This window comes from Noviherbaspirillum album (genome assembly GCF_035916955.1).
GTDB classification, from domain to species: domain Bacteria; phylum Pseudomonadota; class Gammaproteobacteria; order Burkholderiales; family Burkholderiaceae_D; genus Noviherbaspirillum; species Noviherbaspirillum album.
The window spans coordinates 1-14740 of record NZ_JAWIIV010000026.1; the positions used below are offsets into that span (position 1 = coordinate 1).

Consider the following 14740-nt stretch of genomic DNA (forward strand, 5'->3'; position numbering starts at 1 on the left):
ACTGGTCGTTGACCGGATCCCATTCGACGGTGGTGACGAAGGCCGGGCCGAATTCCTTGAGCGCCGGCCAGGCGCCGATAATCAGAGAGATGATGATGCCGACCAGAACGATCAGGACGCTCAACGCAAACGTCAGCGTCAGTTTATGAAACAGAAAATCCTGAAGCCGTTGCCGGCGCATGGTTGATGCCATGGCCTGGGAAGCGGCTTCCTGCTCTTTCGTCATCTGCACCGTGTTGGCGCCTGACGAAGCAATCGTGGGGAGGTGTGCATTCATAATGCCGTGTGCCTTCTTGGCAATTGGGGCTGCGTCCAGAATGCCCGGGCAGGCAGGCGTGGACGCAGCGGTTCAGCGCGCCAGCTCAACTAGCCTGGCTCGGTTTTGTTACCAGATTGCCTTGCCGGAAGCATCCTTGACTTGGCCCTTCCACGCGTCTTGCACCAGCTTCACCACCGGTGCGGGCATGGCGACATAGTCGAGCTCGGTGGCCATTGCGCCGCCGTTCTTGTAGGCCCAGTCGAAGAACTTCAGCACTTCCTTGCCCTTGGCCGAATCCACCTGGTTCTTGTGCATCAGGATGAAGGACGCGCCAGTGATCGGCCAGCTGCTCTTGCCGGCCTGGTCGGTCAGCACCACGGCGAAGCCCGGCGTCTTCGACCACTCGGCACCGGCAGCGGCAGCCTTGAAGGTTTCATCATCGGGCTGCACGAACTGGCCGTCACGGTTCTTCAGCTGGGTATGCGACATCTTGTTCTTCTTCGCATAGGCGTACTCGACGTAACCGATCGAGTTCTTGATGCGCTGCACGTTGGCCGCGACACCTTCGTTACCCTTGCCGCCCACGCCCGCCGGCCACTTGACCGCGGTGCCCGCGCCGACTTTCGACTTGAAGTCGGGGCTGGTCTTGGACAGGTAATCGGTGAACAGGAAGGTAGTGCCGGAGCCGTCGGCACGGTGGATCACGGTGATCTCGTCGGCCGGCAGCTTGACGCCGGGGTTGAGCGCGGCGATTTCAGGCGCGTTCCACTTCGTGATCTTGCCGAGGTAGATATCTGCAACCACCGGACCGGTCAGCTTCATCTGGCCGGGGGTGATGCCTTCGATATTGACGATGGGTACCACACCGCCCATGATGGCGGGAAACTGCATCAGGCCGTCGGCTNGATATCTGCAACCACCTCACCGGTCAGCTTCATCTGGCCGGGGGTGATGCCTTCGATATTGACGATGGGTACCACACCGCCCATGATGGCGGGAAACTGCATCAGGCCGTCGGCTTCCAAGTCTGCTGCCTTGAGCGGCATGTCGGAAGCGCCGAAGTCTACTGTCTTGGCCTTGATCTGCTTGATGCCGCCGCCGGAGCCGATGGACTGATAGTTCAGGCCGGTGCCGGTGGCCTTCTTGTATTCCTGCGCCCAGGCAGCATAGATCGGATAGGGGAATGTCGCGCCCGCCCCGGTGATGTCAGCTGCATTTGCACCGCCAAACATGACGGCGCTGCCCGCCGCGATCATCAACGTGGTGATGAATTTATTCAGTCGCATATCTGCTCCATGAGATTTGTCAAAATCAGACAGGGCGAACTGTAGCCAACAATTGTGACAGCTTTATGACAGTACCAAAAAGCTATGTCATAAATGGCGGTGAAAGCTGTAATACTGTCATCAACTTGTAATATTGCACGACTACACTGCCGCAAAATTGAATCATGGAACGGTATACCGCTAATGAATAAGAAGACGCACCGTGAAATGCCCAAACCGAAAGCAAGCACGACGGAAGTTCCCGAAAGCATTTATCTGAACCGTGAACTCTCCCAGCTGGCCTTCAATAGGCGCGTGCTGGCCCAGGCGGAAGACAAGACCATCCCGCTGCTTGAACGCCTCCGCTATCTATGCATCGTCAGCAGCAACCTGGATGAGTTCTTCGAGGTACGCATCGCGAGCCTGCTTGCCCACAACCGGATGCAGGGCGCGCTGACCGAACCGCCTGCGCTGGCGGCCGCGATGGAACGGACCGGCCACGAGTGCCATGCCATCATCGAGCGCCAATATAATCTGTTGAACAATGAAATCTTGCCCCAGCTGGCCGAAGCGGGAATCTACCTGCTGCGGCATACCGAACGCAACGAGGAACAGCGGGCCTGGGTCAAGGAATATTTCGACCGAGAAGTGCGTCCCCTGCTAACGCCGATCGGACTGGACCCGGCGCATCCGTTTCCGCAGGTAGTTAACAAGAGCCTGAATTTCATTGTAGAACTGTCGGGCAAGGACGCCTTCGGACGGGGCACCGGCATTGCCATCCTGAAGGCACCGCGTGTGCTTCCGCGCGTCATTCGACTGCCCGACCACCTGTCCAAGAAGGGCGCCGCCTCGTTCTGCCTTTTGTCGTCCGTCATCCATGCGCATATTGCCGACCTGTTCACCGGACGCGAAGTGGTTGCATATTCTCAATTCCGGGTGACGCGCAACAGCGATCTTTGGGTGGATGAAGAAGAAGTGAAAAACCTTCGCCAGGCCTTGCAAAGCGAATTGCATAGCCGGCAATTCGGGTTTGCCGTGCGCCTGGAAGTCGCCCGCAATTGCCCTGGCCACCTCGCCGACTTTCTGCTCGATCAATTCTCCATTCCGAGAAGCCGCCTGTACGCGGTCGACGGCCCGGTGAACATGGTGCGGCTGCTCGAGCTGATCAACGGCGTACGTCAGCCTAGCCTGCATTTCCCGCCTTTCCACCCCGGAAATCTGCCGCGCTTGGCCGACGGCGACATATTCAGTGCGCTCAGGCAACAGGATGTGCTGCTGCACCACCCTTTCCAGTCCTTTCAGCCGGTGGTTGAATTCATCCGTACCGCGGCGCTGGACCCGAGCGTTGTGGCGATCAAGCAAACCATTTACCGCACCGGCATGAACTCGGACCTGATGGAATCGCTGATCGCGGCAGCCCATCGAGGCAAGGAAGTGACCGTGATCGTGGAATTGATGGCGCGCTTCGACGAAGAAGCCAACATCAACTGGGCGGAAAAACTGGAACGCGCCGGCGCGCAGGTCGTGTACGGCGTGGTTGGCCTGAAGACGCATGCAAAACTGGCGCTGGTTCTGCGACGCGAAGGCAATGAACTACGCCGCTTTGCGCATCTCGGCACCGGCAACTACCATCCGACCACAACCAAGCACTATACCGACTTCGGCCTGCTCACCGCGCATCCGGCGCTGACCGCCGAAGTCAATGAAGTCTTCATTCACCTGACCAGCCTGACCAAGCCGAAGAAGCTTCAGCACCTGTGGCTGGCGCCGTTTGATCTGCAGAAGGAGATCATCCGCGCCATCCGCAATGAGGCCGAGATTGCCAAGCAAGGCAAGCCGGCGCGCATCATCGCCAAGATGAACGCGCTTCTCGATGAATCCGTGATCCGCGCACTTTATGCGGCCTCCGCGGACGGGGTCAAGATCGACCTGATCGTCAGGGGCGCCTGTGCGCTGCGGCCCGGCGTCCCGGGCCTGTCGGACAATATCCGGGTGCGCTCGATCATCGGACGTTTTCTCGAACACAGCCGCATCTATTATTTCCGCAATAATCTTGCGCACGATGTTTATCTTGCCAGCGCGGACTGGATGAACCGCAACCTGTTCAGGCGGGTGGAAGTGGCCTTTCCGGTGCTGGACAAGACGCTGAAGAAGCAGGTGATAGCACAAGGGCTCAATCCCTATCTGAAGGACAACCTCAATGCCTGGGAACTCGCCGCCGATGGCAAGTATCACAGGCGCAAGCCGCGCGGAAAGCAGCATGCCTTCTGCGCCCAGCAGTACCTGGCGCAACTGCTGGGCACGCCGGAGCTTCGTCATTGACCAAGGAGCGAACATGGAACTCATTCTGTGGCGGCACGCCGAAGCCGAGCCGCATGAAGCACCCAAGCCCGATTCCGAACGCGCCTTGACACCCAAGGGCAGGAAGCAGGCGGTAAGGATGGGCGAATGGCTGGACCGCCATCTGCCAGACAACTGCCGGGTAATATCCAGCCCGGCGGTGCGCACGGTGCAGACCGCCGAGGCGCTGCGCCGCAAGTTCAAGACCCATGTCTCCCTTGCGACCGACTCGACCGCGGAAGCCATTCTCGAGGCAGCGAACTGGCCGAACAGCAAAGAGCCGGTGCTCATCGTCGGCCACCAGCCTACCCTGGGACATGTGATCACCCTTCTCCTGCAAGGCGCCGCACAGGACTGGACCATGCGCAAGGGAAGCATCTGCTGGATCGCGCAGAAGGCGGATGATGAAATCGACGCCACTTACATCAAGGCCATCCTCGGGGCTGACCTGGCGGGAAAATGAATCGGCGGCCGGCATCGCATATGAATCTTTGCAGTACTGTGTGAAGCCGCTTGATCAGGCGCCGCTCTGCCACAGCAGCAGCGTGACCGCATGCAGGATCAGCCCTACCAGGCCGCCCACGATCGTGCCGTTGATCCGGATGTATTGCAGGTCGCGTCCGACATGCAGTTCCAGCTTGCGCGACATGGTTTCCGCATCCCATTTACGAATGACGCGCGCCACGAGGTCGGCGATATCTTGCCGGCGTCCGACGATTGTTTCGGTAGCGAAAATGCGGATCCACTGATTGAGTTTCTTCTGAACCTTCTGGTCGCCCAGCAGCTCGGTGCCGAATGCGCCGACCGCCTGCTCCAGCTTCGCGGCCAGAGCCGACTCGGGCGAGGCCGCATCGGCGACCAGCTTAGCCTTGATGTCGTGCCAGACCTGTACCGCGTAGTCGCGCACCAGCGGGTGTCCGAGGACATCGCCCAGCACGGCATCGATCTTCTTCTCGTATTCCGGCGACGTCCGCAGCTTGGCGATGAAGTCGTCGGCAACCCGCTGGAACCGGGTCTGCCATTCGCTGTCGTCGTCGCGCATTTCATCCAGCGTGCTCTGGATGGCTTCCAGCAGCCGTTCATAGACTTTTTCATCGACCGCCTTGGGCATCCAGCGCGGGCTGCTCTCGTGGATCTTCCAGCGGATGTAAGGCTTGTTATTCTCCATCGCCGCGCTGGCCATGCCGATGAGGTGATGAAACAGGGCGCGATGATGGCCGCGCGCGACCAGGGATGAAAGCAGTTCCGCCAGCAGGGGCGCGATCTCGGTCCGTTCCAGCGCGGAGGCAAGCCGGCTCTGCATGAAATGCCGGACATCATCGTCTTCGATCAGCTTCAGCAATGACGGCACGCTGCGGACGATCTGCCGCGAAACGGCCTGGCTGTTTTCCGGCTTCGACAGCCAGCTGGCGGCCGCACCGGCGAAATCCATCGGCCGCAATTCCTCGCGGATAATCTCCTGCGTAATGAAATTGTGTTCGAGGAAGTTCGACAGACTGTCGCCTATCCTGTCTTTATTGCGTGGAATGATCGCAGTATGAGGAATCGGCAGGTTCAGCGGCGAGCGGAACAATGCCGTGACGGCGAACCAGTCGGCGAGTGCGCCGACCATCGCGGCTTCGGCAAAAGCGGAGACGAAGGAGAGAAAGGGATATCGAGGCTGAAACAGGCGCGACAGGACGAACAGCGCAGCCATCGCAAAAAGAAGGCCGGTCGCCAGCCGACGCGTTTTGGATAACTGTTGTGCCTGTTCTATTTCTGTCATTGATGCAATGCCCCAGCCGAATCTTTGAATTCGAGCATCGCTGCAACGGATTGGTTCATCTTTGACAACAGGCGGCAACGCACTGGACCGGGTTGCCGCACGGCGGCCGCTGCGACACCCAGTTGGCCGCAGTGCCCTGCCGTGCTGCCGTCACTTCGCTTTCTTGGGGCGTCCGGACTTCAGTGCGGGAAGCGTATCCAGGACTTCCTTCAGCTTGGTCGTGTCGAGCTGGCGAATCAACGCAACGCCCACGCGCAGCAATTCGCTCTTTTTGACTTCGAAGCCTGCTTTAAGGAAGTCCTTCTTGACCTGGCCGAGTACCGCATATTCCGCCTCGGGCATGGTGAAGCTGTCCCGGACCAGTTTGGGCTTTTTCGGCTTTTCCTTGTCTTCAGGCTTGGCGGCCGCTTCCTTGACGGCGGGCTCCTTGGAGACCGGCTTTGCGATTGCCTTAGTGGGTTTGGCCGGTTTGGATGCCGCGGCGTCGCCGCTGTTCGCAGGTATTGCCAGCAATGCGCCCGCCGGCTTCTTGATCAGTTCGGCCTTGCTTTTCGCCGAGCCGCTTGCCAGCGGCTTGACGGTCGGTGCGGAAGTGGAGGCTGCTTTTTTTGTCATTGTTTTCCCTTGGTTGTTTAACGGTGTAAATAATTTATACCGTTTATACCTTTTACGCAACTGTTCCGGTATTCCGGAAACAGCTGTGGACACGGGCAAATAATCAGCGGGCAGTGATCGGGTCAGCCGTTGACCCTGACATTGAACTCAAGGCCGACTTCATTCCAGGCGCCCCGCTCCTTGTCGAGCCAGTAGGAAAGCGTTCTATGTTCCGAGAGCCAGGCGTTGTCGATTTCGAGTTCGATACGATGCTTCATCTTCACGCGCAGGTGGCTCACATCGGCATCAATACGGGAATGCATCAGCATCGCGGCAAGCCTGAGCGCCAGAACGGCTTTGGCGAAATCGGCATCCTGCAGGGCATCGCCGATTTTCTTCAAATTACCTTTCTGCGCGAGGATGAGCATGCTCATGAAACTTTGTTCGCGCGTCGTGAACCCGGGAAGATCGGCGTTTTCGACCATGTACGCGGAATGCTTGTGGAAGCCGGTGTGGGAGACCGTCAGTCCGATCTCATGCAGCAGCGAACTCCAGTACAGGTACCGCGCGTACACATCGGATTCGGGCTTGAGCTGCTGGAACAGCGTGGCGGCGGTATTGGCCACGCGAATGGCACGCCCTTCATCCGCTTGGAAACGCCGCATGAATTCATGCGCGGACTGATCGCGCCGGTCACGCCGCGTGGCTCGAAGCTCCAGATCCCACAGCACGCCCATGCGCAGGCCGGCATCGACGGCGGTCATCGCAGGAACACCGATTTCCTGCATGACGCCGATCAGCACCGACAGGCCGCCGATCATCACGATCACCCGCTCGGGCTTGATGCCGAGCAGGCCGATCCTGCTGACATGGCCGTAGCCGATCAGCATGTTCTTGAGTATTTCCAGATTGTGCAGGGACATGCGCCCGTCGCCGATACCATTCTTTGCAATCACGTCCGAAATCGCGCGCATGGTCCCGGAGGAACCGTAGGCGGCATGCCAGTGCTTCGGATGATACGGCGTGGCGGCGTCTTCAAAATAAGTGCGGGCCGCCAGGATGGCGGCGTCGTAGGCGGCGGCATCGATACGGCCGTCGGGGAAAAAGGTTTCGCTCTGCCGCACGGTTCCCACGCCATAGGAATCGACATGCAAGATCTCGGCGCCGTGACCGAGGATCAATTCGGTCGAGCCGCCCCCGATGTCGATCACGAGACGCCGCTCGTTGCTTGCCAGCGTACTCGCCACTCCCATGTAAATCAGCCGCCCCTCTTCCTCGCCGGAGATGATTTCAATCGGATAGCCGATGGCCTCCTCGGCATGGGGCAGGAATTCGGCGGCGTTTTTCGCAATACGCAGGGTGTTGGTCGCAACGACACGCACTGCATCGAGAGAGAACTCCGCGAGGATGGTCCGGAAATTGCGAAGGCAGGTAAGTGCCGTCTGCATGGCTTGCGGCGTGAGATTGCCGCTGCTATCCAGGCCGGCGCCGAGGCGGATGGGATCGCGCGCGGTCTTAAGTATGCGTATCGATCCACCGTCATGCTTGCCGATATGCAGCCGGAAGCTGTTGGAGCCGAGATCTACCGCAGCAAACATTTCTTATTCCTTTTCTGAACTGCGTTCTGGAATCGCGTGGTGTGCAATGCATAAAAGCTGCAAGACGATATTCGTGGAATATGACGCTGCCATGACATTGCCGCCCGCCGTTGATGTGCCCGGTCTCGATCCGACAACCGAATGGCATTGTCTGTTCCGGAACTCGGCATCATGGCAGAATTTTAACGAACTTCACGGACTTGTTCCGGCTCAAAAGCGCAATCTGGGTGAAATTCCGCTTTCAGCCGGGTTTTCCGGATTTCTTGCCAGCTCTTTCCACTCTTTCCCAGAAAAGGTCCATGCATGTCTGTACGCCGATTAAGCTACCCGAGCGCCAATCCCTTCCTCGTCTGGTCCCAAGTAGCACTGAAAGGCAGCGAGATGCTGTTTGCTTCGGCCCAGGTTATCGGCCACCGCACCAGCCGCATGGCCATGGCCGGACCGATGCCCAATGCCCGGGATCGCAAGGAATTCACCTTAATGGGACAGGAAAAACTGGAGGCAGTACAGGAGTCAGCCGCGGCAATGTCGATGCGCATGTTCGCCATGCAATCGCGGATGGGCATCGCCATGCTCGAACAGATGGCGGCGAGCGCGGGCTGGTTCTGGCGGTTCGCATTGAATCCGGCACTGGCAGCTTCCGTTAACGGACAGGCCGGCCAGATGGCTGCCCTCTTCGGCAATCCTTGGGCTAACTGGTCACGCGCTTCAAAATCCCTGGCTGAAGTGGCGCAGCATGGGCTCAAGCCGGTGCATTCTCGCGCCACGGCCAATGCCAGGCGACTGGGAAAGATCGGGCTGCTGCCGCCCCGTTAGAAATTCATGCCAGGCGGCATGCAAACGACGATGCAGTCGGGATTTGACTAAAGAGCCGACTAAAAAACCCAAATAAAAAGCCGCACATTGCGGCTTTTTTCAATGATTAAAATCGTGATCTATCTGGCGGAAAATGAGAGAAACCCAAGCCAAGGATTGCACCAGGTTAAAACACACTCACCATATTTGTTTGACCTTCGTCCGGCGGCAAGGTCTACACTACTGAAAATAGCTGGTGCGATACCGTTTTCACCATGTGCTAGCGGGGTGAGTTGGAACACGGCCATTGCCAGGTGCTTGATCCAGCTCGGCTATCTTCCTGACACCCAACCAATGCATAAGCTCGAAGCGCTTTCGCGGGCAGGTTGCTAGAGCGTTTTCGCCCTGACCGGCTTAGGCAAGGCTGAGGCGGATTGCTTATGGGACAAGGCGTGGCAACGCGACATGGCGAGCTCGGCGCCCCCGTGCCATGGCAAGGAGGCACAACGCGGTTACCAGAGGCAATCCGCCCGGGATCGACAAGCAGGTCAGGGCGAAAATGCTCCAGGCTGACGGCCGCTCGCAAATACAGAAAATCGCTCAACCTCGCCCCACTTTCTAGAAGCCGATTCGGATTTCGTTACCGTTTCTCACGATGGCCCTTTCACGTTCCAATGTCGCCAAGGCGCGATACAGAGCCTCATGAGTCAGGCCAATTTCTTCAGCAAACTGTTTGAGCGTTCCGTCCACCTTCCAGACACCGCTTGAATCACAGCGTAGCCGCACCGCCTGCAAGACCCGCTCCGGTGCCGAGCGAATTTGCCGTATCTCCAACCTTGCCCGCAAGCCTTGGACCCGGTGTGCCAATTCCGCCGTAAATGCCCACAGTTCCTCCGCGTTCCCCTTGAGCTGGCAAGCAAGCTCAACCTTTGGATAGAACAACACCTCGCTGTCTTGGATCGCAACGGCATCACAGTGATAATGCGCTGAAAAAATGGAGGCTTCAGCAAAGAGCTCCCCAGAACGGACAGTATGCATAACCACTTCCGTGCCCGCCGAAGTAACGCGGTTAAGAGCGATTCGTCCGGACATCAAGCGAAAGATGCCGAGCGTTTTGTCGCCTTGCCGGAACAAAATGGTGCCGGCAGCAAGCTTGCGAGCGGTGGGCACTACCCCGGCAATCTGAGGAAACAAAGCGTTCATCGGTCCTGACTGTGAACATGGGGAAGAAAGGGTTTTTCTGGTCATATGATTGCAATCATATGAGTATGACGTGACGACGACAATAATGCCGCGTACTGACAAACGACAAACCATTGGAGACACCCGAAATGAATGCTTCACTCCTTGCCGTTAGCCTTTTACTTGCCGCTCCCGCTTTTGCACAACATTTCCACCAGAGCGCACCTCACGGTGCACAAGGCCATGCACAGCATCAGCATGGCTCCTCGGTCTACGCCGGCATGGAAAACCGCGCCATTAAAGCTCTCTCAAAGCAACAAATCGATGACATCCGTGCCGGTAAAGGAATGTCACTCGCGCTGCCCGCAGAACTGAACGGCTATCCCGGACCTTTGCATGCCCTTGAACTGGCTGATGCACTGGACTTAAGCGAGGAACAGAAGATCAAAATCCAGGAATTATTCGCACAGATGCAGATGGAAGCCAAGAGATTGGGCGAGCAGCTGATCACCCAAGAATATGAGCTTGACCGGCTTTTCAAGGATAGAAAAGCCACCCTTGAATCTGTTCAACAGCTTGCGGCGAAAGCTGCGCTGGCGCATGCTGAATTGCGGACGGCCCATCTGAACTACCACCTGAAGATGACCGAAGTTTTAACCGCAAAACAGGTCGCCAAATACAATCAACTTCGTGGCTATCGATAAGGATTCAATTCAACAGCTTTAAAAGCCAACTTAATTCGAAGGTTACGCGGAAAGGCAGTGGCGGCACCTCGGTACAGGAATTCGGTCAACGCTTACATGGAAAAATCCGGCTGAGGTAAGACGGATCTGCTGCAAGTCCTTCACGGATGGCTGGACATACCAGATGTAGTTATCCATGACAGTCAAGGTGAAGGGACGCCTGCGATCGAACAGGCGCGTCCGATACGAAATTCCATGCTGATGCTTCATTGATGGCTTGCGCCATCACTCCGGCTAGTCCTGAGAACGGAACGACGCACTCGGGCAGTTTGCTCTTACCCCAACAGGTATCCCTACGGTATCAGGATGCCGATCGACTTTACGAATGCTTGATAAACAAAAAACCCGCGTAATCTCAAGGATTCTCGCGGGTCTATTGGATGTTCCTGAACTTCTTAAAACATGCTACTGGCGGAAAGGGAGGGATTCGAACCCTCGGTACGGGGATACCGTACGCCTGATTTCGAGTCAGGTACATTCGACCACTCTGCCACCTTTCCGTTTTGGGTCGTCTTGCAGCGAGTCAGCGCCGCGAAGCACGAAATTATAACAGACACTTTTTGCAGGCGGAATAGTTTTTACGTGCACACAGGAATTTTCACCGGGGCGACTAACTGCCCCTCCCTTGTTTTCATTCCCGCCATATTTCTCTTAATCATCGTCTTGTCATAAATTGATCCTACTATTCGGTCAGCAAGAAAACCTCTTTACGATCAAAGAAATAGAAAGACTGTTTTGAGCATGCTTTCAAACGCCTTTGCGCCGAGTGACGCAATGGGACAGGGATATCCGACCATGACAGCTCTCGTATCCGAGATTGTCGGTGCCGCGCCGCTCATCAATGGAGCCGCACCGCTGCACATCCAGCGCCAAACCGCCAACAACCGCGGCGACGAAGCAGGCAAACAGTTGGAAAACAGGGACGCCATGCTGTTATCACGCTTGAATGAAATTCTCAGTCAACGCCAGTTGACGGCGCTTTTCCAGCCCATCATCGACATGCGGCGCGGGATCATCGTCGGTTATGAAGGCCTGATCCGCGGGCCCTCGGACAGCCCGCTGCATTCGCCGATGAATCTCTTCAAGGTGGCACGCGCCAACAATCTGAGCGTCGAGGTCGAGCATATGTGCCGCCGTATCGTGCTCGAGCGTTTCGCGGAACTCGGCCTGCCGGGAAAGCTGTTTCTTAACGTTAGTCCGGAAATGCTGCTGCTGCCGCAGGCGCGCCATGGCGAGACGCTCAGCTACATCGATGAACTCGGCATCAATCCGGACAAGGTCATCATCGAGTTGACGGAGAACCAGCCCACCTATGATTACGATCTGCTGCGTGAAGCGGTGATGCATTACCGGGGCATGGGATTCGAGATTGCCATCGACGACCTGGGCGAAGGTTTTTCCAGCCTGCGTCTATGGTCGGAGCTGCGTCCGGAATACGTCAAGATCGACATGCACTTCGTGCAGGGAATCAACCAGGATCCGGTCAAGCTGCAGTTCGTGCGTTCCATCCAGGAGATTGCGCAGGAATCCGGCAGCATCACCATTGCCGAGGGCATCGAGACCCAGGCCGAACTGCTGCTGCTGCGCGATCTCGGGATCGCCTATGGCCAGGGCTACCATATTGCCCGGCCCAATCCGCACCCGGGCATGGACATCCCGAATGAAGTGGCCTCGGCGCTGCATCGCAACGGCGTGGCCGTCTATCCGCACAAGGGCGCCTTCGGATACAACGTCGTCACCGCCATGAAGCTGCTGCGCCTCGTTCCCATCGCGACTCCCGCGATGACCAATACCGAGGTCTACGACATGTTCATCGGCGCGCCGGATCTGCAGACGGTGCCGGTGGTGCAGGACGGCATCCCGGTGGGGCTGATTATCCGCGCAAATCTGATCGATCGCTTCGCCCGTCTTTTCTCGCGCGACGTATATGGCAAGAAGCCATGTACGACTTTCATGGACCCGCATCCGCTGATCATCGACAGGGACACCAGCCTGCAGGAGCTGAGCCGCATGATGGTGGAAGCGGATCATCATCACCTGTCCAACGGCTTCATCATTACCGGTGAAGGCCGCTATATCGGCATGGGCACCGGGCAGGACCTGATGCGCGAGATCACGCAGATGCAGATCAACGCGGCGCGCTATGCCAATCCCCTGACGCTCCTGCCGGGCAATGTGCCCATCAACGAACACATCGACAGATTGCTGCAGAGCGGTGCGCGCTTCCACGCATGCTATGCGGATCTTGATCACTTCAAGCCGTTCAACGATGTCTACGGCTACCGCAAGGGTGACGATGTGATCCAGCTGACCGGCCGCATCCTGGCGGAGCACTGCGACCCCAACCGCGATTTCATCGGCCACATCGGAGGCGATGACTTCATCATTCTGTTCCAGAGCGAGGATTGGGAAGAGCGCTGCCGGCGCATGCTGTCATGTTTCAGCGCCGCGGTCATCGAGCATTACAGCCGGACCGACCGGGAAAATGGCGGCTATATCAGCGAAGACAGGCGCGGCCGAAAGGTTTTTCATCCGCTGATCAGCCTATCGCTGGGCGCGGTGAAAGTCGAACCCGGCAACTTCCTGTCGCATCACCGCATTGCGGCCGCAGCCGCGGATGCAAAAAAGCAGGCGAAAAAAATCCCTGGCAACAGCCTGTTCATCGAACGGCGCCAGGGATTGGCATTGGAAGCCTGAATCCGGACGCCCTGTTTCTCCGCGTTGCTTTGCGGCGGGATGGCGGGGTCACGGGGTGACGGATCGCTGGCTGGATCGAACTGGACCCGGCCAACGCTGCCAGATCAGCCGGCGCGGCTCAGTCGCTTGATGCCGCCCATGTAGGATTGCAGGGCTTCTGGAATCTCGATGCTGCCGTCGGCCTGCTGGTAATTTTCAAGAATGGCCACCAGCGTGCGGCCGACCGCGAGACCGGAACCATTTAAGGTATGTACCAGTTCCGGCTTGCCTTGAGCGTTGCGGAAACGCGCCTGCATGCGGCGCGCCTGGAACGCTTCGCAATTGGATACCGACGATATCTCGCGATAGGTATTCTGCGCGGGCAGCCAGACTTCGAGGTCATAGGTCTTGGCGGCGCCGAAGCCCATATCGCCGGTACAGAGCGTGATCACGCGGTATGGCAGGCCCAGCTTCTTCAGGATGTTTTCGGCATGCCCGACCATCTCCTCGAGCGCTTCATAGGATTTCTCCGGATGGACTACCTGCACCATCTCGACCTTGTCGAATTGATGCTGGCGGATCATGCCGCGCGTGTCGCGGCCGTAGCTGCCTGCCTCGGAACGGAAGCATGGCGTATGGGCGGTCATCTTGAGCGGCAGCGCATCGGCCGCAAGGATTTCATCGCGGACCATGTTGGTCAGCGGCACTTCCGAAGTGGGGATCAGATAGAGTGCTTCGCCCTCGCCCTCCTGCCCGCCCTTTTTTACGGCGAACAGGTCGGCCTCAAACTTCGGCAGCTGGCCGGTGCCGCGCAGCGAATCGGCATTGACGATGTACGGGGTATAGCATTCGGTATAGCCATGTTCGCCGGTATGCGTGTCGAGCATGAACTGGGCAAGCGCCCGGTGCAGGCGCGCGATGCCGCCCCGCATCACGGCGAAGCGCGAGCCGGTCAGCTTGGCGGCGACATCGAAATCCAGGCCAAGGCCGGCGCCGACATCGACATGGTCCTTCACTTCGAAATCGAACTGGCGCGGCGTGCCGACCTTGCGGACTTCCACGTTGCCGCTTTCATCCTGGCCCGCCGGCACCGATTCGTGCGGCAGGTTCGGCACGGCGAGAATGAATTCGCCCATTTTCGCCTGAATGGCGTCGAGGCGTTCGGCGGATGCCTTCAATTCATCGCCGATGCCGGCGACCTCGGCCATCACCGACGATGCATCCTCACCCTTGCCCTTGAGCATGCCAATCTGCTTGGACAGCGAATTGCGCTTGCCCTGGAGTTCTTCGGTACGGGTCTGTATCTGCTTGCGTTCTGCTTCCATCGCATTGAAGGCAGCTATATCGAGCTGGAATTTGCGAGCGGCAAGACGGGCGGCGACGTTGTCGATGTCTTTGCGCAGGAGTTGGATATCGATCATGGGAAATGCGGGGGTCTGGATGCGAAAAACGCCATTGTACCAAGCGTGCAAGCTTTTCCCGCCGGATTGGCCAGTCCCCGGCATTGAGCTTCGCCAAGCGAA

11 protein-coding genes, 1 tRNA gene and 3 pseudogenes are annotated in these 14740 nt (G+C 58.0%); 6 read left to right on the forward strand and 9 right to left on the reverse strand.

Annotated elements, in window-relative coordinates; genetic code table 11:
• The 3 pseudogenes from RY831_RS23415 to RY831_RS23425 all read right to left on the reverse strand — a co-directional run.
• Window positions 1–226 (reverse strand): annotated as a pseudogene (locus RY831_RS23415) (phosphate ABC transporter permease subunit PstC); the annotation flags it as partial.
• A gap of 159 nt (window positions 227–385) precedes the next feature.
• Window positions 386–1162, reverse strand: a pseudogene (pstS, locus tag RY831_RS23420) (phosphate ABC transporter substrate-binding protein PstS); the annotation flags it as partial.
• A 14-nt stretch (window positions 1163–1176) separates the two neighbouring features.
• A pseudogene (locus RY831_RS23425) lies at window positions 1177–1515 on the reverse strand (substrate-binding domain-containing protein); the annotation flags it as partial.
• A gap of 213 nt (window positions 1516–1728) precedes the next feature.
• Here RY831_RS23425 and ppk1 point away from each other — a divergent pair.
• Together ppk1 and RY831_RS23435 are read left to right on the forward strand one after the other, a co-directional pair.
• A complete protein-coding gene (gene ppk1, locus RY831_RS23430; RefSeq protein WP_437126318.1) occupies window positions 1729–3846 on the forward strand; it encodes a polyphosphate kinase 1 in 2118 nt (705 codons plus the stop codon).
• Between the two features lie 13 nt (window positions 3847–3859).
• The gene (locus RY831_RS23435) at window positions 3860–4327 is read left to right on the forward strand and encodes a SixA phosphatase family protein (RefSeq protein WP_326508796.1); all 468 of its coding nucleotides are present in this window, start codon (window positions 3860–3862) and stop codon (window positions 4325–4327) included.
• A 54-nt stretch (window positions 4328–4381) separates the two neighbouring features.
• On the opposite strand, the gene RY831_RS23440 is transcribed toward RY831_RS23435, so the two are convergent.
• The 3 genes from RY831_RS23440 to RY831_RS23450 form a co-directional block, all read right to left on the reverse strand.
• Window positions 4382–5629 carry a DUF445 domain-containing protein gene (locus RY831_RS23440; protein WP_326508797.1) on the reverse strand — a complete coding sequence of 416 codons (1248 nt, stop codon included), beginning with the start codon at window positions 5627–5629 and terminating at the stop codon, window positions 4382–4384.
• A 150-nt stretch (window positions 5630–5779) separates the two neighbouring features.
• A complete protein-coding gene (locus RY831_RS23445; RefSeq protein ID WP_326508798.1) occupies window positions 5780–6244 on the reverse strand; it encodes a hypothetical protein in 465 nt (154 codons plus the stop codon).
• Window positions 6245–6366: 122 nt separating this feature from the next.
• On the reverse strand, window positions 6367–7821 hold the full coding sequence (locus RY831_RS23450; protein WP_326508799.1) for a Ppx/GppA phosphatase family protein: 1455 nt from the start codon (window positions 7819–7821) through the stop codon (window positions 6367–6369).
• A 73-nt stretch (window positions 7822–7894) separates the two neighbouring features.
• Between RY831_RS23450 and RY831_RS23455 the strand changes: the two genes are divergently transcribed.
• Window positions 7895–8143: a hypothetical protein gene (locus RY831_RS23455; RefSeq protein ID WP_326508800.1), complete on the forward strand. Its 249-nt coding sequence runs from the start codon at window positions 7895–7897 to the stop codon at window positions 8141–8143.
• Window positions 8125–8637 carry a polyhydroxyalkanoate granule-associated phasin gene (locus RY831_RS23460; RefSeq protein WP_326508801.1) on the forward strand — a complete coding sequence of 171 codons (513 nt, stop codon included), beginning with the start codon at window positions 8125–8127 and terminating at the stop codon, window positions 8635–8637. The genes RY831_RS23455 and RY831_RS23460 overlap by 19 nt, the downstream gene beginning before the upstream one ends.
• 597 nt (window positions 8638–9234) lie before the next feature.
• Here the strand turns inward: RY831_RS23460 and RY831_RS23465 are convergent.
• On the reverse strand, window positions 9235–9819 hold the full coding sequence (locus tag RY831_RS23465) for a Crp/Fnr family transcriptional regulator (RefSeq protein ID WP_326508802.1): 585 nt from the start codon (window positions 9817–9819) through the stop codon (window positions 9235–9237).
• A 128-nt stretch (window positions 9820–9947) separates the two neighbouring features.
• On the opposite strand from RY831_RS23465, the gene RY831_RS23470 reads away from it, so the two are divergent.
• A complete protein-coding gene (locus RY831_RS23470) occupies window positions 9948–10502 on the forward strand; it encodes a Spy/CpxP family protein refolding chaperone (RefSeq protein ID WP_326508803.1) in 555 nt (184 codons plus the stop codon).
• A gap of 448 nt (window positions 10503–10950) precedes the next feature.
• Here the strand turns inward: RY831_RS23470 and RY831_RS23475 are convergent.
• Window positions 10951–11041, reverse strand: a tRNA-Ser gene (locus RY831_RS23475).
• A 427-nt stretch (window positions 11042–11468) separates the two neighbouring features.
• On the opposite strand from RY831_RS23475, the gene RY831_RS23480 reads away from it, so the two are divergent.
• Window positions 11469–13238 (forward strand): GGDEF domain-containing protein, encoded by a 1770-nt coding sequence (locus RY831_RS23480; protein WP_326508865.1) that lies wholly within the window; start codon window positions 11469–11471, stop codon window positions 13236–13238.
• Window positions 13239–13342: 104 nt separating this feature from the next.
• Here the strand turns inward: RY831_RS23480 and serS are convergent, their stop codons facing one another.
• Entirely contained in the window at window positions 13343–14638 is a 1296-nt protein-coding gene (serS, locus tag RY831_RS23485; protein ID WP_326508804.1) for a serine--tRNA ligase, read from the reverse strand.
• Window positions 14639–14740 lie beyond the last annotated feature (102 nt).